This window comes from Devosia lacusdianchii (assembly GCF_022429625.1).
In the GTDB taxonomy this organism is placed as follows: Bacteria; Pseudomonadota; Alphaproteobacteria; order Rhizobiales; family Devosiaceae; genus Devosia; species Devosia lacusdianchii.
The window spans coordinates 4,122,599-4,146,311 of the sequence record NZ_CP092483.1 but is presented as its reverse complement, the minus strand read 5'-3'; the positions used below and the strand labels follow the sequence as shown (position 1 = coordinate 4,146,311).

Here is a 23,713-nt window from a genome sequence, read left to right as displayed (position 1 = left end):
TTGGGGGCCGATCATGACCCAGTTTGCTCGCGCGCAAAAGCCAAAGCGAGCGCCATCATAGCCTCTTCGTCAGGGCGGTCGGCCAGGCTGATGCGATTGAAATGGGCCTCCAGCAGCGGTTCGGCCACTGCTTCGGAGAGGCACAGCATGGCGATGCGGCGGCGCTGGGCCGTGTCGAGCCCGGCCGCGAGGCGCGCAAAGATTTCGGCCGTACGGCGGGAATAGGCCAGCACGGCGGTGGTGCCGCCATTTGCCAGATTGGCTAATATTGGCTCCGGCAGAGCGTCGATGGCGACCATGTCGTAGATCTTGGCTGTCGCGACCATAATGCCAAGCGGCGCCAGCGCCTTGGCGAGATCTGCGCTCTGATGGCGCCCGGCTGGGTAGAAGACCGGCCCGCGCATGCGCGATATCGCCATGGCATTGACCAGGTCCTGCAAGGCGCCAGCGGCGCTGCTGACGCGGATGAACCCGGCCTCTTTCGCTTCGCGGGCGGTGCGGTCACCGACGGCAAAAACCGGCAGATGCAGATACTGCGCGGTCGCGCCGCGATCGGCCAGCGAGCGGATGGCGTTGGCACTGGTCACCACCATGGCGGTAAAGCCGTCAGGGGGCGGCAGGCTGGCCTGCAGCGTCTCGCGCGTCATCAGCGGCACCGCATCGGCGGTGATGTCGAGCGCGCGCAGCCGCGCCAAGGTCGATTGGCCGTCCGGCTCGGGACGTGTCACCAGCATGCGGGTCATGAATTGGCCGCCCATTGCGCCAGCCATTCGGTACCGGCCTGGGCGATTAGGTCATCGCCCACCTTCTTGCCCAGCGCTTCGGCGTCGCTGCCGCTGGCCATGCTGTCGAAGGCGGTTTTGCCGTCGAGGCTCAGGATCTGGCCGCGCAGGGTCAGCATGCCGTTTTCGAGGCGGCTCAGGGCCCCGACCGGGGTGCGGCAGGAACCATCGAGCACGGCCAGCATGGCGCGTTCGGCGGTGATGGCGGTGTGGGTCGGGGCATGGTCGAGCGCAGCGACCAAATCAGACGCCCGCGCATCGTCGGAGCGCACGGCGATGCCGATGGCGCCCTGGGCCGGCGCCGGCATGAAGATTTCGGGATCGAGCAGGGCGGTGGCGCGATGGCCCTCGCCCAGGCGATTGAGCCCGGCAATGGCCAACATGGTCGCGTCGGCGACGCCGTCGAGCAGCTTTTGCAGGCGCGTGCCGACATTGCCGCGGAAGGGCACGATCACCAAATCAGGGCGCTGGCGCAGAACCTGCGCGGCGCGGCGGATGGAGGAGGTGCCGAATTTGGCGCGCTCGGCCAGATGGTCGATACTCTGTACCTTCACCGACATGAACGCGTCGCGCACATCCTCGCGTTCGAGGAAAGCGGCGAGGCGCAGGCCGTCGGGCATGCGGGTGGCCACGTCCTTGCTGGAATGGACGCCGATATCGACCTCGCCGGCCAGCATGGCCTCGTCGATTTCCTTGGTGAACAGGCCCTTGCCGCCGATTTCGGTGAGGCTGGCATTGCTGGCCTGACTGCGGTCGCCGCCGGTGGCGATGACCGAGATGGCGATATCATCCTCTGCCACGCCATGCGCCTGGGCCAGGAGGCCGCGCACCAGTCTTGCCTGCGTCAGCGCCAGCGGGCTACCGCGTGTTCCGATCCGGGCGAAAGGGGCTGGCGATTGCAATCTGTAAACGTCCTATAGTAGGCAGAGCCACCCCTGAGGGAGTAACCAGTTCGTCGTGACCGGGCAAGCGCAAGCCACTATCCTTGGCATAGAGACCAGCTGCGACGAAACCGCGGCCGCCATCGTCGTGCGCGATCAATCCGGCAAATCCTCGATTCGTTCCAATGTGGTGCGAAGCCAGCTCGATGAACATGCGGCATTCGGCGGCGTAGTGCCCGAACTGGCCGCGCGGGCCCATGTTACCTATCTTGATCATATCATCGCGCAAGCCTGTCGCGAGGCGGGGGTAACGCTCGACGAGGTCGACGCCATTGCAGCGACGGCGGGACCGGGGCTGATCGGGGGCGTGCTGGTGGGGCTCACCACGGCCAAAGCGCTGTCGGCGGCGCTGGACAAGCCGTTGATCGCGGTCAACCACCTCGAAGCCCATGCCCTGACGGCGCGTCTTACCAATGGGGTCGCGTTTCCGTATCTGATGCTGCTGGTCTCGGGCGGGCACAGCCAGTTCGTGCTGGTCCGCGGGGTCGGCGATTATGAGCGGTGGGGCACGACGATCGACGACGCCTTGGGCGAGGCCTTCGACAAGGTCGCCAAGCTGCTGAGCCTCGGTCATCCGGGCGGCCCGGCGGTGGAACGGATCGCCATGTCGGGTGACCCCAAGCGGTTCAAATTTCCGCGCCCGCTGTTGCGCGAAGCGCGGCTCGATTTTTCCTTTTCCGGGCTCAAGACCGCGGTGCGGCTACAAGCCGAAGCGCTGGCACCGCTCAGCGACCAGGATGTGGCCGATATATCAGCCAGCTTTCAGGCTGCGGTGGCCGAGATCGTCGCGGTGCGCGCCGGGCAGGCGCTGGTGCGGTTCGCGGACGAATTGCCCGGCATTGTGCCGCAACTGGTGGTGGCGGGCGGTGTGGCCGCCAACCGGACCATAGCGACAGCATTGGAAGCGGTGTGCATCAAAGCCAGTGCCACGCTGGTCGTGCCGCCGATCGCGCTCTGCACCGATAATGGCGCCATGGTCGCCTGGGCTGGGGCCGAGCGGTTTGCGCTGGGTGCCACTGATAAGCTCGACTTCACCGCCCGGCCGCGCTGGCCGCTCGACCTTGAGGACATGAAGATTGCACCCGATGCCGCTTGAAACCGTCAGCGTCATTGGCGGCGGGGCCTGGGGAACGGCTCTCGCCCAAGCTGCGGCCATGGCGGGCCGTAGTGTATCGCTGGTGGCGCGCGATGCGGCGCAAGTGGACGAGATCAATGCCCGCCACACCAATGGCCGCTATCTCGGCGATCAGGCCCTGCATGCATCGATCCGGGCAAGCACCGCCGCGAGTGGCGCTGATTTCATCATCCTCGCTGTGCCCGCGCAGTCGAGCCGCGCTGCGCTCGGCGATATCGATCCGGCCCTGCTGGCCGGCCGGCCGGTGATCCTCTCGGCCAAGGGGCTCGAGACCGGCACGCTTGACCGGCAGAGCGAGATTCTTGCGGACATGGCGCCCGATGCCGTGCCGTTCGTGCTTTCCGGCCCCAGCTTTGCCGCCGATGTCGCAGCTGGAAGGCCGACGGCCGTGACGCTCGCCGGCGACGACGCCGAGGCGACCTCGGCGCTGGCTGCTGCGCTTGCCGGCCCCAGCTTCCGGCCCTATGCCGCCGATGACCGGATCGGCGTTGAGGTCGCCGGCGCGCTCAAGAATGTCTATGCGCTGGCTTGCGGCGCGGTGGAGGGCGCAGAGCTCGGTGCCTCGGCGCGCTCGGCGCTGATCGCGCGCGCCTATGCCGAAATGGCGCGCATGGTTTCGGCCATGGGTGGTTCGGCGACAACGCTTACGGGCCTTGCCGGGCTAGGCGACCTGACGCTGACCTGCACTTCGGTGCAGTCGCGCAATTATCAGTTCGGCATGGCGCTCGGGCGTGGCGAAACGGTCGAGGCCATCCTGGCTTCCGGCGCCAAGCTGGCCGAGGGCGTCGCCACGACGCCGGTGGCCGACGCGCTGGCCAGGAGCCTCCACGTCGAGGCGCCCCTCATCGCGGCAGTGCAGGCCGTTCTCAGCCGCAAAGCCGATATTGCCACAGTCGTGGCGGGACTGATGTCTCGCCCGCTCAAACGGGAGGACTAGACCCCATGCCGCTTTACGCCGTCATCGCCCAGGACCAGCCCAATGGGGTGGAGCACCGCATGGCCGTGCGTCCGGCCCATCTCGACCATCTCAAGACGCTGGGCGACAAGCTCGTTTTCGCCGGTCCCTTCCTGGGCGACGACGAAAAGCCAACCGGTTCACTTGTCGTGATCGAGGCAGCCAGCCTCGCCGATGCCCAGGCCATGGCGGCGGCCGATCCTTTCGTCAAGGAGAAGGTCTTTGCCTCCTACGAGGTCAAGCGGTGGAACTGGGGTATCAACAATCCGGAAAAGCGGGGGCAGTAAAATGGCCTATTGGCTGATGAAATCGGAGCCCGATGTCTTCTCGTTCGACGACATGGTGGCCAAGACCAAACGGGGCGAGCCCGAGCAGTGGCATGGCGTGCGCAATTACACGGCGCGCAACAATATGATGGCTATGCAGCTTGGCGATCTGGCCTTTTTCTACCACTCCAATATCGGCAAGGAGATCGTGGGCATCATCAAGGTGATCGCCCTGGCCCATCCTGATTCCACCGCCGAGCCCAACGATAACGGCAAGATCGTTTGGCAGTGCGTCGATGTCGAAGCGGTCAAGCCCCTGCCCAAGCCGGTGACGCTGGCAACGGTCAAGGCGACGCCCGAACTGGCCGAGCTGGAGCTGGTCAAGTATTCGCGCCTGTCGGTCTCCAAGGTCAGCGAAGACGAATGGAACCTGATCTGCAAGATGGGTGGGCTCTGATCCAGCTTCCGGCGCAGGCCGAGCAGCGCTAATCTCTCCCGGCGCATCCGCGCATGGGGGAGATTTGAGAATGTCGCACTTTGCCGTCAACTGGCTGGCCGTCGTGCTGGCAACCGTTGCCAGCTTCGCCTTTGGTGCCGCCTGGTACATGATCCTGTCCAAGCAATGGCTTGCCGCCATTGGCAAGACTAAGGAGACCATGAGCAGCGACTATACGCCGTTCATCTGGTCGGCTGTGCTGCTCTTCGTCATGGCCTATTTCATCGCCCTGCTGACGCCGGCCCTGTTGGGCGCCAACACGGTCGGCAATGGCCTACTGGTCGGCGCGCATATGTGGCTGGGCTTCGTCATCACGGCGATGATCATCAATCACCGCTATGAAGGCGCGCCATGGTCACGAACCGTGATCGATGGCGGCTACCTGCTCGGGGTGCTGCTGATCGACGGCGTCGTCATCGGGCTGTTCGGCTAGGCTAGCCTAGCTTTCCACGACGATCGGCGGCACGTGTTTGGGTTCGCCGGTCGCCGCATATTTGTTGAGCAGCGATACCTGGCTGATCGAGAAGAGCACGGTCAGGGGCATCACGCCCCAGACCTTGAAGTTGACCCAGATATCGGACGAAAAATTCCGCCATAGCACTTCGTTGATCACGGCCAGGACGAGGAAGAACACGCCCCAGTTCAGCGTCAGCTTGCTCCAGCCCTCTTCGCGCAGCTTGTAGACATCGCCGAAGACATATTTGAGCAGCGACTGCCGAAACAGCAGACCACCCAGCAGGGTCACGCCAAACAGCGTGTTGACGATGGTGGGCTTGACCATGAACAGCGTCTCGTCGCCATAGGCGATGGAGAGCCCGCCAAAGATCAGCGCGCCGATTAGGGTGACGATCGGCATGATGGCGACGCGGCGGAAGATGAACCAGCTGATCGCCAATGAAAGCGCCAGCACCGGCATGAACACGGCCGTCGCGAAAATCAGCGGTTTGCCGCTGAACCATTCGTTCAACATCGGGCTGGCCGCCAGGATCGCCTCGCCACGGAAATTGGCGATGAAGAAAACGATCAGCGGCGCGACCTCCAGGCCCATCTTGATGAGCTGGGGGCGCAGCTCGTCCCAATTGATCTCGGGTTCGGCGGCTTTCTCGGTCATGGCAATCGGTCTCAAAGCAGTATTGGCGCAATGTGAGCGCTAGCGCCCCCGCTTGCAAGGCCGGGATAGGCCGCAAGCGTGGTGAGATTGCGGCTGAGCTAGTCCTGACCGGCGATAGCCCTGGCGAAATCGCTGGCGGTGAAGGGTTCGAGATCGCCCACGCTTTCGCCGACGCCGATGAAATGCACAGGCAGGCCGAATTTTTTGGCGATGGCGACAAGGATGCCGCCACGCGCCGTGCCGTCGAGCTTGGTCATGACCAGCCCGGTGACGCCTGCGCGCTGGCCGAAGATTTCCACTTGCTTGAGCGCGTTCTGCCCCGTGGTGGCGTCGAGCGTCAGCAGCGTCGCATGTGGCGCTGAAGGGTCGACCTTCTTGATGACACGGATGACTTTCTCGAGTTCGTTCATCAGCTCGTCGCGGTTCTGCAGGCGGCCGGCGGTATCGATGATCAACACATCGCGAGCTTCCGCCGTTGCCTGGGTCACAGCATCGAAGGCGAGGCCAGACGCATCAGCGCCGGCCGGGCGCGAGATGACAGGCGCATTGGTGCGCTGGCCCCAGATCTGGAGCTGTTCGATCGCCGCAGCACGGAAAGTGTCGCCGGCCGCCAGCATGACCGACTTGCCCTCGGTTGCCAGCTTCTGCGCCAGCTTGCCGATGGTGGTGGTCTTGCCCGAGCCGTTGACGCCGATCATAAGGATGACGAAGGGTTTGTGCGCGCCATCGATCACCAGCGGTCGCGCCACGGGGCCAAGCACCTTTTCGACCTCGGCGGCCAGCACGGCGCGGACATCGTCGCCTGAGACGTCGCGATCGAAGCGATCGCGACGCAGTGTCTCGGTAATTGCCGTGGCCGTCTCGATGCCGAGATCGGCCTGGATCAATACGTCCTCGAGCTCGTCCAACGTGGCGTTGTCGAGCTTGCGCTTGGTGAACACCGAAGTGATCGAGCCGGTGAGCTGGTCCGACGAGCGCTTGAGGCCGGAGGCGAGGCGGGTGAACCAGCCCTGGCGCGGGGGCTCGGCAACGACTTCGACCACGGCCGGCGGATCGATCGGCAGAACGACGATTTCGGGCTCTGGTTTTGGCGCGACGTCGGCGAGAGCGGCCTGCTCCTCGATCTCCTCGACATAGTCCGGCGTGGTTTCAGGCGGGCCGGGCAGGGGCACGTCCTCGGGTTCCGGCTGCGGCGCTGGCACGGGTGGAACCGGGGTCGGCTCGACCGGCTGTGGCGGTGGAGCAGGCTGTTCCGGCACGGCCTCGGGCGGCGCCGGCGGCTGCACCACCGGCGTGTCGCCACCAAACAGGCGCTTGAAGAAACCCGGCTTCTTGTCGGTCATTTATTTGCCTTCAGGTCCATGCCACGACCTCGTCCTTCGACAAGCTCAGGATGAGGTCTACCGGGTGGCTCGCTATAAGAATAGCCGTCATGGTGAGCCTGTCGAAACACGAGGGCGTGGCCCGCTCAAGCCGCTTCACGCAACGCTTCGCCCACGAGGCCGTCGGCGGTGACACCATTGATGCGAACTGCCAGCAATTCGCTAGGTTGCGCGCCGGGCACGGCGACAGGCAGGAACTGTTCGGTGCGGCCGATGCCGTCATGCTCGATCAGGACGTTTTCGATATGGCCGACCCGGCTGGCCAGCAGCTTTTCCAGCTGCATGCTGCCAGCATGCCGCAGGATTGCTGCGCGATTTCTGGCCGTCTGCTTGTCGACCTGCGGCATGCGCGCGGCGGGCGTGCCCTGGCGCGGCGAATAGGGGAAGATGTGGAGGTAGGTGAGGTCGGCTTCGGTGACGATCCGCAGCGTGTTCTCGAACATGGCGTCGGTTTCGGTGGGGAAGCCGGCGATGATATCAGCGCCGAACACCATGTCGGGGCGCAGGGCGCGCAGCTTGGCGACGATGCCCAGCGCATCGTCGCGGCTGTGACGACGCTTCATGCGCTTGAGGACCATGTCGTCGCCCGATTGCAGGCTGAGATGCAGGTGCGGCATCAGCCGGCGATCGGTCGCCACCGCATCGTAGAGCGCTTCGTCGGCTTCGATCGAGTCGATCGAGGAAATACGCAGCCGGGGCAGGTCGGGCACGTGGCGCAGGATGGCCTGGGTCAGTTTGCCCAAAGTCGGGGTGCCGGGGAGGTCGGGGCCGTAGGAGGTGATGTCGACGCCGGTCAGCACCACTTCGCGGTAGCCATTGGCAACGAGCTTCTTAACCTGCTCGACCACCAGGCCCATCGGCACCGAGCGTGAGGGGCCACGGCCGAAGGGGATGATGCAGAAAGTGCAGCGGTGGTCGCAGCCGTTCTGCACCTGCACGAAGGCGCGAGCGCGCCCGTCCATGCCTTCGATCAGGTGCCCGGCGGTTTCCCGCACGCTCATGATGTCGTTGACTTGCACCTTATCGTTGAGCGGCGTGCCGAACACGACAGGGTTGTAGCTCTCGGCCTTGAGCTTATCGGCATTGCCGATGACGAGATCGACTTCGGGCATGTCGCCAAAACTGCGCGCCTCGGTCTGGGCGGCACAGCCGGTGACGATGATGCGGGCTTCCGGATTATCGCGCCGCGCTTTGCGCACCGCCTGCTTGGCCTGGCGCACGGCCTCTGATGTCACGGCGCAGGTGTTGACGATGATGGCGTTGTCGAGCCCGGCCTTGAGGGCCTCAACCTTCATCACCTCGGCTTCATAGGCGTTGAGCCGGCAGCCGAATGTCAGGGTCTCGACAGCCATCAGGCCGCGACCTCGTTGCGGGCCCAGAGGCCGGAGGCGGGGTCGAGTGTGCCGGTCCATTCGAGCTCGGAGGGGCCGGTGAGCACGACATGGTCGTCATCACGCCACTCGATGAAGAGATCGCCACCGGGCAGGGTAACGGTCGCGGCCCGGGCGGTGCGGCGGGTGCGGGCGCCGTTGACCACGGCGGCGCAGGCGGCGGTGCCGCAGGCTTCGGTGAGACCGGCGCCACGCTCCCACGTGCGCAGGATTATCTTGTCCGGCGCAAGCACCTGGGCCAGCGAGATATTTGCCCGTTCGGGGAAAATCGGATGGTTCTCCAGCAGCGGTCCAAAGCGGTCGAGGGCGTAGCTCCACACATCCTGGTTGACCCAGAAGGTGGCATGCGGATTGCCCATGGAGGCGACCGATGGCGAGTGCAGGACGGGGGCGTCGATCGGCCCGATCTGCAGCTCGATCTGGCGGGTATCGGCGAACTCCTCGGCGAGCGGGATGTCGTACCAGGCGAATTTGGGTGTGCCCATATCGACCTTGAACAGGCCATCGGCCAGCTCTTCGCCGGTCAGAATCCCCGCCATGGTCTCAAAGGTGAACGACTTCTGATCGCCTTCCGAACCGAGAAACTGGGTGACGCAGCGCATGCCATTGCCGCAGGCCTGGGCGCGGGTGCCGTCGGAATTGATGATCTCGATGTAGTTGGCAGTGCCCGGGGTCCGCGCGTCATGGATGGCCATGATCTGGTCGAACTTGGTGCCCGGGGTGGCATTGATGGCGATGGCGGCCGATGGCGTGACCCGATCGGCGCGGCCGCGCATATCGGCCACGATGATCTGGTTGCCCAGCCCGTTCATCTTGAGAAACGGCACGCCGCTCACAGTCTGCCTCGCCCGAAATTGGATAGGAGGCCCTCTATATGGAGGAAGCGGCCGAAAATTGCCAGAGCGGCCCAGCCATGAGCGGGACACTGCGATCTCGTGCGCTCATCGCGTTTTAACCAGGCTGGGAGGCAGTTGCCCACCCGCCGATCGTTCCCGGCTATGATCGCCGCGAAGTGTTTGGGAATGCATGACGTGAGCGGAACGACTATGGAAAGTGCGGGCGAATTGCCAGCCCTGGCCCCGATGGCGCCGGGTGTGCCCACGATCATGCCGCTCGCGCAGATTTCGCGTTCCGCCTGGGATGGCCTGGCCCAGACAGCCATCGAACCCAATGCGTTTTTTGCCGCTGGCTATGCCATGCCGGCCTTCGGATCCAGACCTGGTTCCCGCCCCCGCGTGCTGGTGGCGCATGCCGGCGCGGCCGGTCGGCCGTTGATCGGGCTTCTGCCGGTGGTTTCGGCCTGGTCGGCGCTGCGCCTGCCGGTGCCGGCGCTGGTGGCCCAGCAGCCCTATAGTCCGCTCACCGTGCCGCTGCTTTGCCACGATCACGCCGAGGCGGCGGCCGGCGCACTGATCGACGCCGCGGCCGCTTCTGGCGCGAGGCTCCTCTCCCTGCCGGCCATGACGCTCGACGGTCCAGGCTTCGAGGCGCTGCAGGCGGCGATGCGGAAGCGCGGTATTGCCCCCGTCATACACAATCGGCATGAGCGCGCGGCGCTCGATGCCAGCCAGGATGCCGAGGCCTATCTGCGTGGCGGCCTGGGCTCCAAGAAACTCAAGGAATTGCGCCGCCTGCGTCATCGCCTCGATGACGAGGGCAGCGTCGCCTTCACGGTCCATACCGAACCAGTCGCCGTCGCGGCCGCACTCGAGCGCTTCCTCGTGCTCGAGGCGCTGGGCTGGAAGGGGGCCGGCGGCACCGGGCTCGGCCAGCGCGAGGCCGACGCAGCCTTCGTGCGCGGCGCTGCCGAACAGGGCATGTTCGAGATTGCCGAACTCACCGTCGATGACAGGCTGATCGCTTCGGGCATCGTCATGCGGCAGGGCGACCGCGGCTTCTTCTTCAAGATTGCCTATGACGAGACGCTGTCGCGCTATTCGCCCGGGGTGCAGCTCACGCTGGAGCTGACCCGGCTGTTCGCCGCCGATCCCAGCATCGCACTGGTCGATTCCACCGCCGATGCCGGCCACCCCATGATCGACCATGTCTGGCGCGAACGGCTCAGCGTCGGCGACCTGCTCATCCCTACCCGCCCCAACGATCCCATCGCGGCCGCCATCGTGGCGCTCATGGCCGCCCGACGCGGCACGCGCCGGCAGCTCAAGGCGCTGTTGGCTCGCCGCAAGACAGTCAAGGAGAACCAGAAATGACCACCCCATTGCTGACCGCCGACGACCAGGCCTTCAAGGCACTGTTTCCGAACAAGCCGTTCCGCATCCAGCACGGCCTGGCCGGCGATGCCCGCCTGACGCTTCCGGCTATCCTGGAGCTGGTCAAGGCACTGCCGCGCGACCGCATCGAATACAATTCGGGTAAGGCCGCCGTCAGCCAGGACCCGTCCTCGACCCCGCTGGTCGATCTCGATCCGGAAGACGTCATCAAGCAGATCGAAACCGCCGGCGCCTGGATGGTGCTGAAGCGCGTCGAGCATCACCCGGTCTATAAAGCCTTGCTCGAAGAGGCGCTGGCCTCGGTGGCGATCGCCCAGGGTTTCAAGAATGCCAAGGATGCCAAGTTCACCGACATCCAGGGCTTCATGTTCGTGTCGTCGCCGAACTCGACCACGCCGTTCCATCTCGACAGCGAAGACAACTTCTTCGTGCAGATCCACGGCGACAAGCAGTTCGCCATCTATGACAATACCGACCGCTCCATCGCCACCGAAGACCAGATCGAACATGCGATCACCAAGCATCGCAACCTCAAGTTCGACGACGCCTATGCGACCAAGGGTACGGTCAATGAGCTGAAGCCCGGCGAAGGCGTGTTCGTGCCCTATATCTGGCCGCACTGGGTCAAGACCAAGGGCACCTATTCCATCTCGCTGGCCATCACCTGGAAGACCCCCGAGGTGAAGCGCCGCAACGATCTCTACGTGGCCAATTCCATGTTGCGCGATCGCGGCTTCCCGCAAAAGGCCCCTGGCGTCAGCCCGGGTTTCGATGGGCTCAAGGTTGCCGCCGTGCAGACCATGGCGCTGCTGGCTGCGCCGCTGCGCAAGAGCGAGGGCCTACGCAAGGTCATCCGCTCGCTGGTGCTGGGCAAGGACGCCAACTACTATTATCGCGATAAGGCCAAGCCCAAGCAGGTCGGCATGTAGGACTGCGACAGTCAGGAATGAACAAGCGGCCCGGGAAACCGGGCCGTTTTTTGCTTAGTCGGTGGCTCTCGGTCACACCGGGCCTGCGGACAAATGCGGACCTGGATCCCGGCCTCGCCGGGATGACACCGTGGTTTTGGATGGATTTTGTGGCCTAGCGCTGACGCAGCTTGAAGATGTGCCCGCGCGCCCATTTGGCGGCGTTCCACAGGGCGGGCGTCTGCTTGATGAGCCGCTTGAGGGCGGCGACCTGCTGGGTGACGCCAGCGGCGACCTGACCCTTGAGGGTGAGCGGGATGACGCTGTTGAACACTTGCTGCGGTTCGGTCCACTCGATCTTGTAGTCGAAGTCGCCCAGGCCCATGTCGAAGGTGGCTATGCCGGCCGGGGTCAGCTCGTCCATCAGCTCGGCGACCAGAATGCCCATCAGGCTATAGCGCCCCGCCGGGCCCGATGAGGTGGAGTTGATATATTGCGAATAGTGGTCGCCGGCCATGGCGCCCCAGCTGGTGGCGACGATGTCGTCGCCCGCCAGAAGTGCATGTGCGCATAGCGCCGGGCGTTCGCTGGCAAAGGCCTGGGTCGTCAGTTCGCGGAAGAATTGCGGAAAGGGCGGCTGGGCAAAGATGTTGTCGACGCCCATTTCATCGAAGCGTGCGCCGCGCTGCTCAATGAATACCGCCTGGACCCGCGCCAGGGTGGCGGCGTCAGTCACGCGAACCAACCGGACCGGTCCGAACTGTTCCTGCAGCCGGCGGCGGCCGCGATTGATATTGCTGCGTCGCTTGGTGGTGAAGCGATGCTCGATATAGGGCACGGGCGTGCCGCCGATGCTCGCGGTGTAGAGATTGGATGGCGCGGGAGCGTGCGGCAAAGCCAGCACCGGATTGGTCACACCCTGCCAGCTTGCCGGCTGGCTCAGCAGCTGGATGAGGTCAATGCCGCCGGCGGCGTGGGCGACGTGTTCGAAAATGTCGCGCAGTTCGTCTGGCGATGGCTGGAAATCGGGCGCGGAGAGAATCCAGTCGCTATTGGATTGGTGGGCGCCCAGCATGCGGGCGCGCACCGCGCCATACTGACGTTCGATCAGCAGTGGCAGGATGGCTACCGGAACGGTACCGCGATTGACGACGGCGATGGCCGCGCGCCCGTTTGGCTCGGCGCCGGCCTCGACCAGCGCTGCCACCCAATCATAGCGCTGGTAAGGCGTCAGCACGCCGGTCGCCTCAACAGCTCGCCAGGCGGCTTCGGCGTCGACCAGGCGTGCATGCACGACCACGTCGAGACGCGCATCGGCGCGCGCGCTTGCGGCGGGCGGCGGCGTCGCGGGATCGACCTGGAGCGCGGCGGTATGGGTCATTGTCGTCGTATTTCAAGATTTGTGCACGTGCAGGCACATTAACGGGCAATCCCCACTAATTCCTTAGTTGAAACCGGTGATGGTTACCGTCAGGCTTAGTCCCATGGCCATCGCCGCCCGACACACTGCCGCTCTTGCCGCACTCGCGCTTACGGGCGGCGAGTCCGTGCTCGAAATCGGTTCCGGGCACGGGGTGGCGGTGCGGCTGGTGCTGGAGCGGCTGACCACGGGCACCATTACCGCGCTCGACCGCTCGCAGAAGATGATCGATGCGGTGGCACAGGGCGCGCCCGAGGCCCTGGCGGCGGGCCGGCTCCGGACCCGGGCCGAGGCGCTTGAGGACGCAGATTTCGGTGACGAGCGCTTCGACGCGATCTTTGCCGTCAATGTCGACATGAACCTGCGGCTCGGCACGCGCTGGCCGGGCCTGCTGAAGGCGCTGCTCAAGCCGGGCGGACGTGTGGTGCTGGCCTTCGATCCGCCCCCCGATACCGGCAAGGGCCATGCCTTTGCCAGCAAGTCGCTGGATCGGTTGTCGGCCGCGGGGTTTGATGGCGTTCTGGTGCCGGCGCATGGCAAGGTGACGGTGATCAGGGCGGCGTTGCGCTAGGCGCGGACCTGCGGGCTTTCCCGCCCTTTCTTGACTCCGCCGTCCCTTTCCCCTACACCGCGCCCATTCATCAGGCCTTGTTCCTGACCCGCCGACCGGGGCGACCTATACCGATCCCGGAGGCCACCATCCGCCAGCGCGTTGCGCCCGCGGGTGGGTTTGGCGTTTGGACTGATGGATCCTATCTCTGCCGGATCAACCGGTGAGAACAAGGACGGACAATGTTTGAGAGCTTAAGCGACCGGCTTGGCAAAATCTTTGATGGCATTCGCGGCCGCGGCGCGCTGAGCGCCAGCGACGTCGACAATGCCACGCGCGAAATTCGCCGCGCGCTGATCGAGGCCGACGTTTCGCTTGAAGTGGTCAAGGCTTTCGTCGAGCAGGTCAAGGACCGTGCCGTTGGCGCCGAGGTCACCCGTTCGGTGACGCCGGGCCAGCAGGTGGTCAAGATCGTCCATGACGAGCTGGTCGCCGTGCTCGGCGACAGCGCCGTGGCTATCGATCTCAATGCTCCGGCGCCGGTCACGCTGCTGATGGTGGGTCTGCAGGGTTCGGGCAAGACCACGACCACGGCCAAGATCGCCAAGCGCCTCAAGGACCGGAACAAGAAGAAAGTCCTCCTCGCCTCGCTCGATACCCGCCGCCCGGCCGCCATGGAGCAGCTGCGGGTGCTGGGCGAGCAGGTGGGCGTCGATACGCTTGATATCGTCACCTCAGAAACACCGGTGCAGATCGCCCGCCGCGCCGAGCGCGAGGGCCGTCTGGGTGGCTATGACGTGCTTATTCTCGATACGGCGGGTCGCACGCATATCGACGAAGAGCTGATGGTCGAGACGACCGAAATCAAGGCCGTCGCCAAGCCGCACGAAATCCTGCTCGTCGTCGATGCGCTGACCGGCCAGGACGCGATCAATGTCGCGCGGTCGTTCGATAGCCGTCTGGATGTGACCGGCATCGTCATGACCCGCGTCGACGGCGATGGCCGTGGCGGTGCGGCCCTGTCGATGCGGGCCGCGACCGGCAAGCCGATCAAGCTGATCGGCATGGGCGAAAAGATGGATGCGCTCGAGGATTTCCATCCCTCGCGCATCGCCGACCGTATTCTGGGCATGGGCGACATCGTCTCGCTGGTCGAAAAGGCCGCCGAGCACGTTTCGGCCGAAGACGCGCAGAAGATGGCCAAGAAGCTCAAGAAGGGCTCCTTCGACCTCGACGACCTGCGCAACCAGCTCATCCAGATGAAGAAGATGGGCGGCATGGGTGGCCTCATGGGCCTGATGCCCGGCGCCGGCCAGCTCAAGAAGGCCATGGCCAATTCCAATGTCGATGAGAAGGTGTTCGATCGCCAGATCGCCATCATCAATTCGATGACCAAGAAAGAGCGCGCCGAACCCGACCTGCTCAATGCTTCGCGCCGCAAGCGCATTGCCGCCGGCGCGGGCGTCGAAGTTTCTGAGATCAACAAGCTGGCCAAGCAGCATCGCCAGATGTCCGACATGATGAAGAAGGTCGGCAAGGGTGGCATGGGTGCGCTGGGCGGCATGTTCGGCGGCAAGATGGGCAATATGCTCGGCGGCATGCCTGATTTGTCCAAGATGGACCCGGCGCAGCTCGAGCAGATGGCGCGGCAGGCGGGGATCGACCCCAGCCAGCTCAAGGGCCTGCCATCAGCCCCGGTGCCGCAACTTTCGGAAAAGCTGCCGACCGATGTCGGCGCCCTGTTCAAATCCGCCGGATCGGGTCTGCCCGGTCTCGGCGGTGCTCCCCGTTTCCCCGGTCTTCCTGGCCTGGGCAAGAAGAAATAGTCGTTTCAACATAAACTCAAGGATACCAAAATGGCCCTCAAGCTCCGTCTCGCCCGTGGTGGCACCAAGAAGCGTCCCTTCTACCATATCGTCGTTGCCGATGCCCGCTCGCCCCGCGATGGCCGCTTCATCGAGAAGCTGGGCACCTTCAATCCGCTCCTGGCCAAGGACAGCGAACAGCGCGTTGTGCTGAACAGCGAACGTGCCAAGCACTGGCTCGACGTCGGCGCCCAGCCGACCGACCGCGTGCTGCGTTTCCTCGACACGGCCGGCCTCACCAAGCGTGATGCCCGCAACAACCCCAACAAGGCCAAGCCAGGCGAAAAGGCGACCCAGCGCGCTGAAGAAAAGGCCGCCAAGGCCGCCGCTATCGAAGAAGCCAAGAACGCCCCCAAGGAAGCTCCGGCCGCTGAAGAAGCTGCTGCCGAGTAAGCTCGGGCATCATGCCAATGAAAAACCCCGGTGCGTGAGCGCCGGGGTTTTTTGTTGGTCAGATGCCACGCACGCCGGACACGCGGTAAGGCGTTTCGAGCTCGGCAATTTCATCCGGTGAAAGCGCGACATCGAGCGCGCCGAGTGCGTCTTCGAGATTGGATAGCCGGGACACGCCGAGAATGGGCGCTGATATGACCGGCTTGTGGAAGTGCCAGGCCAGCGCGATCTGCGCCATGGAGACGCCGCGTCGCTGCGCCAGCTGCTCGGTGGCGGCGACGATGGCCCGGTCGTTATTGTCGTTCTCGTCATACATGGTCTTGGCGAAGACGTCGCCGGAACTGCGCACGGTCTGCGCGCCCCAGGGCCGGGTCAGCTTGCCGGCGGCCAGCGGCGACCACGGAATGACGCCGATGCCGTCATCGGCGCAGAGCGGCAGCATTTCCCGCTCTTCTTCGCGATAGACCAGGCTGATGTAGTTCTGCATCGAGACGAAACGCGTCCAGCCGTTGCGCTCGGCAGCCCGCTGATACTTGAGGAATTCCCAGGCATACATTGAGGAGGCGCCGACATAGCGGACCTTGCCGGCCCGGACGAGGTCGTGCAGGGCCTCCATGGTTTCTTCGGCCGGTGTCTCGGGGTCGGCGCGATGAATCTGGTAGAGATCGACATAATCCGTGCCCAAGCGGCGCAGGCTTTCGTCGATTTCGTGCAGGATCGCCTTGCGCGAAAGGCCGGGACCGTTTGGCCCGGTGCGCCGGTTGTTGAAGCGGACCTTGGTGGCGAGGACGAAGTCTTCGCGCGGGGCGATTTCCTTGAGCAGAGCGCCCGTCACCTCCTCCGAGAGGCCATCGAGATAGACATTGGCGGTGTCGAAGAAATTGATACCGGCCTCCCAGGCGCGGCGGATGATCGGCCGGGCGTCCTCGGGGGTGAGGGCCCAGGGCCGTTCGGCGGTGGGTTGGCCGAAAGAAAGTGTGCCAAGGCAAAGCCTGCTCACCTTGAGGCCAGTGCGGCCCAAGCGCGTGTAGTGCATGGTCATGTCCAATTGTTGAATGAGACCAAGACCATAGCCCGGAGATTGCACCCCGGGGTACATCGCTGATTGCAAGGCTCTTTGCGGATATGAAAAATGCGGTGCGGTTCCACCGGGACATTCCGGCGCAGGCCGGAATCTGTGCGGGCGCTCTCACCGCACCGCGTGGGTGGTGACATGCGGACATGGATCCCGGCCTGCGCCGGGATGACATCGTGGTGGGGGAGCGTTTGGTGGTTACGCCCGTATGCCAACACCGGCGCTTCCCTCGGACTTGATCCGAGGGCCATTCGCCGCTTGTGCCGTGCTGGTAGTAGCCCTCGGGTCAAGCCCGAGGGAACGATGCGTGAGATGGTGCATGAGCCCGGTTATTTGGGCCAAACATCCCCACCCTTGATCCCTCCCCGCAAGGGGGAGGGAGACGACTGCGAGTGTTACGCCTTGAGCTTGGCCAAAATTGCCGCGCCCATTTCTTCGGTGCCAACCGTCTTGCGGTTGTCCTGGGCGATATCGCCGGTGCGGAGGCCATCGCTGAGTACGGCGGAGATGGCATTCTCGATGCGGGTAGCAAGCTCGATCTGACCGAACGAATAGCGCAGCGCCATGGCGACCGATGCAATCATGGCGATGGGGTTGGCAATGCCCTTGCCGGCAATGTCGGGGGCCGAGCCGTGTACGGGCTCGTAGAAAGCCTTGCGCTTGCCGGTGACCGGATCGGGGGCGCCGAGCGAGGCTGAGGGCAGCATGCCGAGTGAGCCGGTCAGCATGGCGGCGACGTCGGAGAGGATGTCGCCGAACAGGTTATCGGTGACCATGACGTCGAACTGCTTGGGATTGCGCACCAACTGCATGGCGGCGTTGTCGGCGAGGATGTGGTGCAACTCGACATCGGCATAGTCCTTGCCGACGCCCTTGACCACTTCGTCCCACAGGACACCCGACTTCATGACGTTCTTCTTGTCGGCCGAGTGCACCTTGTTGTTGCGGGTGCGGGCCAGGTCGAAGGCGACGCGGGCGATGCGGTCGATTTCGTAGGTCTCGTAGACCTGGGTATCGATGGCGCGTTTCTGGCCCTCGCCGAGATCGGTAATGGTCTTGGGCTCGCCGAAATAGACGCCGCCAGTCAGCTCGCGCACGATCAGGATATCGAGGCCTTCCACCAATTCGCGCTTGAGCGAGGAGGCATCGGCGAGCGCCGGGTAGCAGATGGCGGGGCGGAGATTGGCAAAGACGGCCATTTCCTTGCGCAGGCGCAGCAGGGCCGCTTCGGGGCGATGCTCATAGGGGACGTTATCCCACTTGGGCCCACCCACGGCGCCAAAGATCACCGCATCGGCGGCCTTGGCCTTTTCGGTGTCCTCGTCGGTGATGGCCAGCTGGTGCTTGTCATAGGCGGCACCGCCGGCGAGACCCGTATCCGTCGAGAAATCGGTGAGCTGCTCGCTATTGGTCCAGGCGATCAGCTTTTCGACCTCGACCATGATCTCGGTGCCGATGCCGTCGCCGGGCAACAGGAATAGGGAATGGGTGGCCATGTCGGTCCTCGCCGTACTGGTGGTTACGCCTCTGGCGGCACATAGAGGCATTTTGCGGCGCTGTGCAAGGGCACGGCAAGGAAAAGCCGGCCACTTGCGGCCGGCTTTTGCAGAATCGTTCAGGGCGGCAGCTTAGCCGACGAAGAAGGGCTGCGTGCCATGGGCCTCGATGGCGGTCGACAGCCGTCCCAGCGCGTGGATATAGGCGGCCGAGCGCACCGAGACGTTGCGGTCGCGGGCGATGTTCCAGACGGCGCGGCCTTCGCGATCCATCATCTTCTGCAGGCGGGCGTGGATTTCCTCGAGGTCCCAGTAGAAGCCCTGGCGGTTCTGCACCCACTCGAAATAGGAGACGGTCACGCCGCCGGCATTGGCGAGGATATCGGGCAGTACCACGACGCCCTTGTCGGCCAGGATCTTGTCGGCCTCCGCGGTCACCGGACCATTGGCGAGTTCGAGAACCACCTTGGCCTTGATGCCGGCGGCATTGGCGGCGGTGATCATTTCTTCGAGCGCCGCCGGGACCAGCACTTCGGCATCCACGGCAATCAGTTCGTCGGCAGTGATGACGGTGGCGCCCAGTTCGGCAGCGAGGTCGGTGACGCGCCTGCCGGCGTTCTTGCCTGCGATCAGCGCGGTGACGTCGAGACCATCGGGTTTGTGGATGGCACCGGCCGAGTCGGATACGGCGACGACCTTGTTGCCATCGTCGGCAGCGAGCTGGGCGAAATACTGCCCGGCATTACCGAAGCCCTGGATGGCCACGGTGCGCGCGCCGGACAGACCCAGTTCGGCGGCCAGGTGGCGCACCAGATAGAAACCGCCGCGCGCCGTGGCGTCATTGCGGCCGAGCGAACCGCCCAGGGCGATCGGCTTGCCGGTGATGACGGCGGGGGTCACGCTACCGGTGATCTGGTAATATTCGTCGGCCATCCAGCCCATGATCATGGCGTTGGTATAGACGTCGGGGGCCGGGATATCGCGATCGGGACCGACCGTGGTGGCAAAGGCCTGCATATAGGCACGCGACAGGCGTTCCAGCTCGGTTCTGGACAGGGTACGCGGATCGACGCGCACCGCGCCTTTGCCCCCGCCATAGGGCAGGTTCATCACGGCGCATTTGAAGGTCATCCAAAAGGCGAGCGTCTCGACTTCCTCGGCGGTGGAATTGGGATGGAAGCGGATGCCGCCCTTGGTGGGGCCGCGGGTATCGTCATAGCGGCAGCGCCAGGCGAGGAACGACTTGCGCGAGCCGTCATCCATACGGATCAGCAGGCGGGTCTTGGTGGTTTCGCGCGGATATTTGAGTTTTTCGATGACGTCCTGGTCGATGGCGAGGTGGCTGGCGGCCTCCTCAAGGCGAATGAGGGCACGATCAAGCAAGGTGTCATCGGTCATGGTAAACTCGTTTGCGCAGAAAATGAGCATTGCGCACAACAATGCGGCACATGTCTGCCATGGCCCGTTTCTTAGGTCAATGACGCTGACGCATAGTGCCTATCCTGTGTCCTTGATGCCTATTGACGGAGCATAGCGGCGGGGTACTATCGGCGCATCCACTCCGCTGCGGACTTTCCGATTGTTCCCCTCGCTGCCCCTGCCGGACATTCTCGTCAACTCGGACGACTATAATCGCGTGCTGCTGCTGGCTGAGCGGGTCAGCATGACCATGCCCTATGTCTCGGCCTATCTGGAGCGCGAGCTCAGTCGCGCTGAGGTGTGTCAGCCCTGGGATCCAGCCGGGGTATCAATGGGCCACCGGGTAATGTTCCGGCTCGATGACGAGCCGACGACGCGGCTGGGGCGGCTGACCTATCCGAACCGTCCCTTCGGCGAAAAAGGCAATGTCACCATTCTCGGGCCGGTCGGCGCGGCGCTGATCGGTATGCGGCGCCATTCCACCATCGAGTGGCTCGACGAGGGCCGCACCCGCACGCTGACAGTGCTCGATTACGGCTGGTAGGCGGCTCAGACGAAGCCGTTGCCGTCGAAGAACAGCCAGAATGTCAGGATGTTGGTCAGCACATGGGCGATGGTGACCCAGAACACCGAGCCGGTGCGCCAGGCGATCCAGCTCCAGACGAGGCCAAGTGCCGCCGCGCCGCCCAGTAATGCCGGCCAGCCGCCTGCGAAGACAATGCCGTGGCTGAGCAGCAGCGGCGCGTGCCAGGCGGTGAACAGCGCCCAGCCGAGCCAGAAGCCGAGGCGTGGCCGGGTTGCGAAGACCCGCATGAAGCCGCCGCGCCAGGCCAGCTCCTCGAGCGGGCCGTTGATCAGCGCGACGCCGGCCGCCAGCATGGCGCCGTGGGTGGTCAGCATGGTGGTGTTGGGTACGAAGGCGGCAATGGCGATGGCGCCGACTTGCAGCAGCAGGAGCCCGGGCACCCACCAGTCGCGCCAGGGCAGCTTTTCGCTGAACAGCGCGCCGCGCTGGCGCCAGACATGGATGGCGATAACGGGCAGGCAGAAGCCCAGCCAGTAGATTGTGAGTGTGAGGAGGTAGCCGGCTGGTCCGCCGAGATTGGCGGTGAGGGTGGGGACGATGAACCACATGGCCAGTGGAAGGGCCAGGGCGTGGAGGATGAGGGCAAGTTGCGGGCGGGTCAGCACGGTCTTTCCTCCCATCTCGGTCGCCTTCCGCGGACTTGATCCGCGGGTCACCCTCAAATGCGGCACAAGTGGCGAGAGACCCCGGATCAAGTCCGGGGGAAGCGCCGGTGAGTGGGGGCGATATGCGACAAAGCCCCGTCACGGCCAGGCCTCAGCTGTTAGCCGCGCCGATCCGGGCGGTGACTTCGATTTCGATCTTCATGCCGGCTTCGATCATCTGCACGATCAGCATGGAGGCGGCCGGGCGGATATCCTTGAACACGGGGCCGACGGCGGCGACGACGGCGTTCACGTCATTGCGGTCGCCGACATAGTAGACCACGCGCACCGTATCCTGGATGGACGAGCCGGCTTCCTTGAGGGCCTTGTCGATGGTGGCCAGGGCGTTGGCGGCCTGCTGGCCGACATCGTCGGGCATGGTCATGGTGGCATAGTCATAGCCGGTGGTGCCGGAGACGTAGACAGTGTCCTCGTGCCTGACAGCACGGGAATAGCCGAAGGTGGCTTCGAAGGGCGAACCGGTAGAGACGCGCTGAACCATTGTTAACTCAAGTGTTTTTGGAAAAAGAGCCGGCTGGAGCCGGGCGGCATATTGGCAATCTCACCAAAGGTAACGAAGCCGAGTTTTTCGTAGAAGCCGGGCGCCTGGAAGCTGAACGTGTCGAGCCAGATGCCGATGCAGCCATGCTCACGCGCCACGGTTTCCGCCTGCTGCATGAGCTGGCGGCCGACGCCCTGGCCACGCAGCCGATCAGGCACGAACAGCAGTTCGACGAACATCCAGCCAAAGCCGATGCGGGCGGTCAGACCACCATCGACGGCATCGGTCTCGGGATGCTTCAGCAAGAGGCCGATCGTGCCGAACCGGAGGCCGGCAAAGTTGCTGGTCTTGCTGCCGTTAAAGGCTCCCAGCCCGTCTGCGACGCCCGCCCGGCTTTCCGGCTTGAGCTCTGCCTCGTAGACGATGTCGACCATGACGCGTCAGAGCCAGGGGCGGTCGGCCGCCATCTTGTTTTCGAAGGTGGTGATCGAGGGATCGGACTTGAGCGTACCCGCGATATCGTCGAGGCCTTCGAGCAGGATCTGCTTGCGCGACGGGTCGATATCGAAATGGATGGTGCCGCCGTCGGGGCCCTGCACGGTCTGGGCTTCGAGGTCGATGGTCAGCGTGGCGTTGGAGCCGCGTTCGGCATCGTCGAGCAGCAGCTTGAGCTGCTCGGGCGTCACCACCAGCGGCAGAATGCCGTTCTTGAAGCAGTTATTGTAGAAAATGTCGGCGAAGCTGGTGGAGATGACGCAGCGCACGCCGAAATCGAGCAAGGCCCATGGCGCATGCTCGCGGCTCGAACCGCAGCCGAAATTGTCGCCGGCGACGATGATGGTCGCCTTGCGATAGCCCGGCTTGTTGAGCACGAAATCGGGGTTCTCGGTGCCATCCTCGTTGTAGCGCATCTCGCTGAACAGGGCGGTGCCCAGACCGGTCCGCTTGATGGTCTTGAGATATTGCTTGGGGATGATCATGTCGGTGTCGATATTAATGATCGGCAGGGGCGCCGCGACACCGGTCAGACGGGTGAACTTGTCCATGAGGAAACCTCGCTTTGGCAGTGGTCATCGCCCGAAGCTGGCTTGGGGTCAAGTCAGAACCGTACTGTTGGGTACGGTTGTGGCGATTTTCGACACGCCAATGAGGCTGGTGGGCGCGCGGCGTGGGTATCAGGCCGCGAGGCTCTCTTTCGCACTCACGCCCAGCATCAGGTTGAGATTCTGCACGGCAGCACCCGACGCGCCCTTGCCGAGATTGTCGTAGACCGCGACGAGCACCGCCTGAGCGCGCGCGTCATTGGCGAAGACGTGCAGGGTCATGGTGTTGGTGCCGTTATGCGCCTCGGGGTCCAACGCCGGGGTCTTGGCGAGTTCCTCGTAGGGTGCAACGGTGACGAAGCTGTCCTTGATGGCAGCAAAATGGTCGGCAATGGCAGCGTGAAGCTGGCGGCCCGTCGGCACTGTCGCGAGCTGGCCCAGTTGCAGCGGCACGAAGGTGGTCATGCCCTGGGCGAAGTCGCCGACGGTTGGCACGAAGAGCGGAGCGGATTTGGCGCCGGTATAGGTGGTCATCTCAGGCACATGCTTGTGCTGGAACGTCAGCCCATAGGGCATGAAGTGGCTGGCAGCGTCGCCTTCAGCCTCATACTCGGCAATCATCTGCTTGCCGCCGCCGGTATAGCCGGAAATGCCGTTATAGGTCAGCGGATGGTCTGACGGGATCAGGCCGGCCGCAATCAGCGGGCGGACATTGGCAATCAGCCCCTGCGGCCAGCAGCCGGGATTGGTGACGAAGCGTGCATTGGCGATGATTTCGGACTGGCTCTGGTCCATCTCGGCAAAACCATAGGCCCAGGCGGGATCGACGCGGAAAGCGGTCGAGGCGTCGATGACGCGGGTGGTGCCATTGTCGATCAGCGACACGCTCTCCCTGGCGGCATCGTCGGGCAGGCAGAGGATGGCGACATCGGCGGCGTTGAGCAGGCGCTTGCGCTCATCCTGGTCCTTGCGCTTGTCTGCCGAAATGGAGAGCACTTGGAGGTCGCGGCGGCCGGCCAGGCGCTCGCGGATCTGCAGACCCGTGGTTCCGGCTTCCCCGTCGATGAAAATCTTGGCGACCATTGCGGTGTTCTCCAGTGCGCTGCGTAAATGGACTGCGCA

The 23,713-nt window shown here is 64.4% G+C and carries 26 protein-coding genes; 11 read left to right on the top strand and 15 right to left on the bottom strand.

Features of this window, described 5'->3' with window-relative positions; all coding sequences use genetic code 11:
• Window positions 1–11 precede the first annotated feature (11 nt).
• Both MF606_RS20465 and hemC read right to left on the bottom strand, forming a co-directional pair.
• Window positions 12–743: a uroporphyrinogen-III synthase gene (locus MF606_RS20465; protein ID WP_240231169.1), complete on the bottom strand. Its 732-nt coding sequence runs from the start codon at window positions 741–743 to the stop codon at window positions 12–14.
• Window positions 740–1,684, bottom strand: coding sequence for a hydroxymethylbilane synthase (gene hemC / locus MF606_RS20460; protein ID WP_240231168.1), 945 nt, complete (start codon window positions 1,682–1,684; stop codon window positions 740–742). The genes MF606_RS20465 and hemC overlap by 4 nt, the downstream gene beginning before the upstream one ends.
• A 79-nt stretch (window positions 1,685–1,763) precedes the next feature.
• Between hemC and tsaD the strand changes: the two genes are divergently transcribed.
• The 5 genes from tsaD (at window position 1,764) to MF606_RS20435 (ending at window position 5,008) form a co-directional block, all read left to right on the top strand.
• Window positions 1,764–2,819, top strand: a complete 1,056-nt coding sequence (gene tsaD / locus MF606_RS20455; RefSeq protein ID WP_240233903.1) for a tRNA (adenosine(37)-N6)-threonylcarbamoyltransferase complex transferase subunit TsaD — start codon at window positions 1,764–1,766, stop codon at window positions 2,817–2,819.
• Window positions 2,809–3,795 carry an NAD(P)H-dependent glycerol-3-phosphate dehydrogenase gene (locus MF606_RS20450; protein WP_240231167.1) on the top strand — a complete coding sequence of 329 codons (987 nt, stop codon included), beginning with the start codon at window positions 2,809–2,811 and terminating at the stop codon, window positions 3,793–3,795. Before tsaD ends, MF606_RS20450 begins: the two co-directional genes overlap by 11 nt.
• A 5-nt stretch (window positions 3,796–3,800) precedes the next feature.
• Complete coding sequence (locus tag MF606_RS20445; RefSeq protein WP_240231166.1) at window positions 3,801–4,100, top strand: YciI family protein; 300 nt, start codon at window positions 3,801–3,803, stop codon at window positions 4,098–4,100.
• Window position 4,101: 1 nt separating this feature from the next.
• Window positions 4,102–4,536: an EVE domain-containing protein gene (locus tag MF606_RS20440; RefSeq protein ID WP_240231165.1), complete on the top strand. Its 435-nt coding sequence runs from the start codon at window positions 4,102–4,104 to the stop codon at window positions 4,534–4,536.
• 70 nt (window positions 4,537–4,606) lie between these two features.
• Window positions 4,607–5,008 (top strand): DUF1761 domain-containing protein, encoded by a 402-nt coding sequence (locus tag MF606_RS20435; RefSeq protein ID WP_240231164.1) that lies wholly within the window; start codon window positions 4,607–4,609, stop codon window positions 5,006–5,008.
• A 6-nt stretch (window positions 5,009–5,014) separates the two neighbouring features.
• Here MF606_RS20435 and MF606_RS20430 read toward each other — a convergent pair whose 3' ends face one another.
• From MF606_RS20430 to dapF, 4 genes are all read right to left on the bottom strand, one after another.
• Window positions 5,015–5,686, bottom strand: a complete 672-nt coding sequence (locus tag MF606_RS20430) for a septation protein A (RefSeq protein ID WP_240231163.1) — start codon at window positions 5,684–5,686, stop codon at window positions 5,015–5,017.
• 98 nt (window positions 5,687–5,784) lie between these two features.
• Entirely contained in the window at window positions 5,785–7,029 is a 1,245-nt protein-coding gene (gene ftsY / locus MF606_RS20425) for a signal recognition particle-docking protein FtsY (protein ID WP_240231162.1), read from the bottom strand.
• 125 nt (window positions 7,030–7,154) lie between these two features.
• The gene (gene mtaB / locus MF606_RS20420) at window positions 7,155–8,420 is read right to left on the bottom strand and encodes a tRNA (N(6)-L-threonylcarbamoyladenosine(37)-C(2))-methylthiotransferase MtaB (RefSeq protein WP_240231161.1); all 1,266 of its coding nucleotides are present in this window, start codon (window positions 8,418–8,420) and stop codon (window positions 7,155–7,157) included.
• On the bottom strand, window positions 8,420–9,271 hold the full coding sequence (gene dapF, locus MF606_RS20415; protein ID WP_240233902.1) for a diaminopimelate epimerase: 852 nt from the start codon (window positions 9,269–9,271) through the stop codon (window positions 8,420–8,422). Before dapF ends, mtaB begins: the two co-directional genes overlap by 1 nt.
• 219 nt (window positions 9,272–9,490) lie before the next feature.
• Here dapF and MF606_RS20410 point away from each other — a divergent pair, with 219 nt between their 5' ends.
• Both MF606_RS20410 and MF606_RS20405 read left to right on the top strand, forming a co-directional pair.
• Complete coding sequence (locus MF606_RS20410; protein ID WP_240231160.1) at window positions 9,491–10,669, top strand: GNAT family N-acetyltransferase; 1,179 nt, start codon at window positions 9,491–9,493, stop codon at window positions 10,667–10,669.
• Window positions 10,666–11,619 (top strand): cupin-like domain-containing protein, encoded by a 954-nt coding sequence (locus MF606_RS20405; protein ID WP_240231159.1) that lies wholly within the window; start codon window positions 10,666–10,668, stop codon window positions 11,617–11,619. Before MF606_RS20410 ends, MF606_RS20405 begins: the two co-directional genes overlap by 4 nt.
• Window positions 11,620–11,773: 154 nt before the next feature.
• On the opposite strand, the gene MF606_RS20400 is transcribed toward MF606_RS20405, so the two are convergent.
• Window positions 11,774–12,979: a GNAT family N-acetyltransferase gene (locus MF606_RS20400; RefSeq protein WP_240231158.1), complete on the bottom strand. Its 1,206-nt coding sequence runs from the start codon at window positions 12,977–12,979 to the stop codon at window positions 11,774–11,776.
• Window positions 12,980–13,058: 79 nt separating this feature from the next.
• On the opposite strand from MF606_RS20400, the gene MF606_RS20395 reads away from it, so the two are divergent.
• The 3 genes from MF606_RS20395 to rpsP all read left to right on the top strand — a co-directional run bounded on the left by MF606_RS20395 (window position 13,059) and on the right by rpsP (window position 15,826).
• Window positions 13,059–13,589 carry a class I SAM-dependent methyltransferase gene (locus MF606_RS20395; RefSeq protein ID WP_240231157.1) on the top strand — a complete coding sequence of 177 codons (531 nt, stop codon included), beginning with the start codon at window positions 13,059–13,061 and terminating at the stop codon, window positions 13,587–13,589.
• Window positions 13,590–13,810: 221 nt separating this feature from the next.
• The gene (ffh, locus tag MF606_RS20390) at window positions 13,811–15,394 is read left to right on the top strand and encodes a signal recognition particle protein (protein ID WP_240231156.1); all 1,584 of its coding nucleotides are present in this window, start codon (window positions 13,811–13,813) and stop codon (window positions 15,392–15,394) included.
• A gap of 30 nt (window positions 15,395–15,424) precedes the next feature.
• Window positions 15,425–15,826: a 30S ribosomal protein S16 gene (gene rpsP, locus MF606_RS20385; RefSeq protein WP_240231155.1), complete on the top strand. Its 402-nt coding sequence runs from the start codon at window positions 15,425–15,427 to the stop codon at window positions 15,824–15,826.
• Window positions 15,827–15,884: 58 nt separating this feature from the next.
• Here the strand turns inward: rpsP and MF606_RS20380 are convergent, their stop codons facing one another.
• The 3 genes from MF606_RS20380 to MF606_RS20370 form a co-directional block, all read right to left on the bottom strand.
• Entirely contained in the window at window positions 15,885–16,862 is a 978-nt protein-coding gene (locus tag MF606_RS20380) for an aldo/keto reductase (RefSeq protein ID WP_240231154.1), read from the bottom strand.
• Between the two features lie 434 nt (window positions 16,863–17,296).
• A complete protein-coding gene (gene leuB / locus MF606_RS20375) occupies window positions 17,297–18,397 on the bottom strand; it encodes a 3-isopropylmalate dehydrogenase (RefSeq protein WP_240231153.1) in 1,101 nt (366 codons plus the stop codon).
• Between the two features lie 132 nt (window positions 18,398–18,529).
• Window positions 18,530–19,795, bottom strand: a complete 1,266-nt coding sequence (locus tag MF606_RS20370; RefSeq protein ID WP_240231152.1) for a Glu/Leu/Phe/Val family dehydrogenase — start codon at window positions 19,793–19,795, stop codon at window positions 18,530–18,532.
• Window positions 19,796–19,976: 181 nt separating this feature from the next.
• Between MF606_RS20370 and MF606_RS20365 the strand changes: the two genes are divergently transcribed.
• Window positions 19,977–20,360: a GreA/GreB family elongation factor gene (locus MF606_RS20365; protein ID WP_240231151.1), complete on the top strand. Its 384-nt coding sequence runs from the start codon at window positions 19,977–19,979 to the stop codon at window positions 20,358–20,360.
• A 5-nt stretch (window positions 20,361–20,365) separates the two neighbouring features.
• Here the strand turns inward: MF606_RS20365 and MF606_RS20360 are convergent, their stop codons facing one another.
• The 5 genes from MF606_RS20360 to argC all read right to left on the bottom strand — a co-directional run bounded on the left by MF606_RS20360 (window position 20,366) and on the right by argC (window position 23,674).
• Window positions 20,366–21,022 carry a CPBP family intramembrane glutamic endopeptidase gene (locus tag MF606_RS20360; RefSeq protein ID WP_240231150.1) on the bottom strand — a complete coding sequence of 219 codons (657 nt, stop codon included), beginning with the start codon at window positions 21,020–21,022 and terminating at the stop codon, window positions 20,366–20,368.
• A 136-nt stretch (window positions 21,023–21,158) separates the two neighbouring features.
• The gene (locus MF606_RS20355; protein ID WP_240231149.1) at window positions 21,159–21,548 is read right to left on the bottom strand and encodes a RidA family protein; all 390 of its coding nucleotides are present in this window, start codon (window positions 21,546–21,548) and stop codon (window positions 21,159–21,161) included.
• Window positions 21,549–21,550: 2 nt separating this feature from the next.
• On the bottom strand, window positions 21,551–21,982 hold the full coding sequence (locus MF606_RS20350) for a GNAT family N-acetyltransferase (protein WP_240231148.1): 432 nt from the start codon (window positions 21,980–21,982) through the stop codon (window positions 21,551–21,553).
• 6 nt (window positions 21,983–21,988) lie between these two features.
• The gene (leuD, locus tag MF606_RS20345) at window positions 21,989–22,594 is read right to left on the bottom strand and encodes a 3-isopropylmalate dehydratase small subunit (RefSeq protein WP_240231147.1); all 606 of its coding nucleotides are present in this window, start codon (window positions 22,592–22,594) and stop codon (window positions 21,989–21,991) included.
• A gap of 129 nt (window positions 22,595–22,723) precedes the next feature.
• Window positions 22,724–23,674 (bottom strand): N-acetyl-gamma-glutamyl-phosphate reductase, encoded by a 951-nt coding sequence (argC, locus tag MF606_RS20340; protein WP_240231146.1) that lies wholly within the window; start codon window positions 23,672–23,674, stop codon window positions 22,724–22,726.
• Window positions 23,675–23,713 lie beyond the last annotated feature (39 nt).

Excerpts from the sequence above, each read along its gene's own strand:
- MF606_RS20465 (WP_240231169.1), bottom strand. The coding sequence starts at position 743 with ATGACCCGCATGCTGGTGACACGTCCCGAGCCGGACGGCCAATCGACC.
- MF606_RS20450 (WP_240231167.1), top strand. The coding sequence starts at position 2,809 with ATGCCGCTTGAAACCGTCAGCGTCATTGGCGGCGGGGCCTGGGGAACG.
- MF606_RS20445 (WP_240231166.1), top strand. The coding sequence starts at position 3,801 with ATGCCGCTTTACGCCGTCATCGCCCAGGACCAGCCCAATGGGGTGGAG.
- MF606_RS20440 (WP_240231165.1), top strand. The coding sequence starts at position 4,102 with ATGGCCTATTGGCTGATGAAATCGGAGCCCGATGTCTTCTCGTTCGAC.
- MF606_RS20435 (WP_240231164.1), top strand. The coding sequence starts at position 4,607 with ATGTCGCACTTTGCCGTCAACTGGCTGGCCGTCGTGCTGGCAACCGTT.
- MF606_RS20430 (WP_240231163.1), bottom strand. The coding sequence starts at position 5,686 with ATGACCGAGAAAGCCGCCGAACCCGAGATCAATTGGGACGAGCTGCGC.
- ftsY (WP_240231162.1), bottom strand. The coding sequence starts at position 7,029 with ATGACCGACAAGAAGCCGGGTTTCTTCAAGCGCCTGTTTGGTGGCGAC.
- mtaB (WP_240231161.1), bottom strand. The coding sequence starts at position 8,420 with ATGGCTGTCGAGACCCTGACATTCGGCTGCCGGCTCAACGCCTATGAA.
- dapF (WP_240233902.1), bottom strand. The coding sequence starts at position 9,271 with ATGAACGGGCTGGGCAACCAGATCATCGTGGCCGATATGCGCGGCCGC.
- MF606_RS20405 (WP_240231159.1), top strand. The coding sequence starts at position 10,666 with ATGACCACCCCATTGCTGACCGCCGACGACCAGGCCTTCAAGGCACTG.
- MF606_RS20400 (WP_240231158.1), bottom strand. The coding sequence starts at position 12,979 with ATGACCCATACCGCCGCGCTCCAGGTCGATCCCGCGACGCCGCCGCCC.
- MF606_RS20395 (WP_240231157.1), top strand. The coding sequence starts at position 13,059 with ATGGTTACCGTCAGGCTTAGTCCCATGGCCATCGCCGCCCGACACACT.
- ffh (WP_240231156.1), top strand. The coding sequence starts at position 13,811 with ATGTTTGAGAGCTTAAGCGACCGGCTTGGCAAAATCTTTGATGGCATT.
- rpsP (WP_240231155.1), top strand. The coding sequence starts at position 15,425 with ATGGCCCTCAAGCTCCGTCTCGCCCGTGGTGGCACCAAGAAGCGTCCC.
- MF606_RS20380 (WP_240231154.1), bottom strand. The coding sequence starts at position 16,862 with ATGCACTACACGCGCTTGGGCCGCACTGGCCTCAAGGTGAGCAGGCTT.
- leuB (WP_240231153.1), bottom strand. The coding sequence starts at position 18,397 with ATGGCCACCCATTCCCTATTCCTGTTGCCCGGCGACGGCATCGGCACC.
- MF606_RS20370 (WP_240231152.1), bottom strand. The coding sequence starts at position 19,795 with ATGACCGATGACACCTTGCTTGATCGTGCCCTCATTCGCCTTGAGGAG.
- MF606_RS20360 (WP_240231150.1), bottom strand. The coding sequence starts at position 21,022 with ATGGGAGGAAAGACCGTGCTGACCCGCCCGCAACTTGCCCTCATCCTC.
- MF606_RS20355 (WP_240231149.1), bottom strand. The coding sequence starts at position 21,548 with ATGGTTCAGCGCGTCTCTACCGGTTCGCCCTTCGAAGCCACCTTCGGC.
- MF606_RS20350 (WP_240231148.1), bottom strand. The coding sequence starts at position 21,982 with ATGGTCGACATCGTCTACGAGGCAGAGCTCAAGCCGGAAAGCCGGGCG.
- leuD (WP_240231147.1), bottom strand. The coding sequence starts at position 22,594 with ATGGACAAGTTCACCCGTCTGACCGGTGTCGCGGCGCCCCTGCCGATC.
- argC (WP_240231146.1), bottom strand. The coding sequence starts at position 23,674 with ATGGTCGCCAAGATTTTCATCGACGGGGAAGCCGGAACCACGGGTCTG.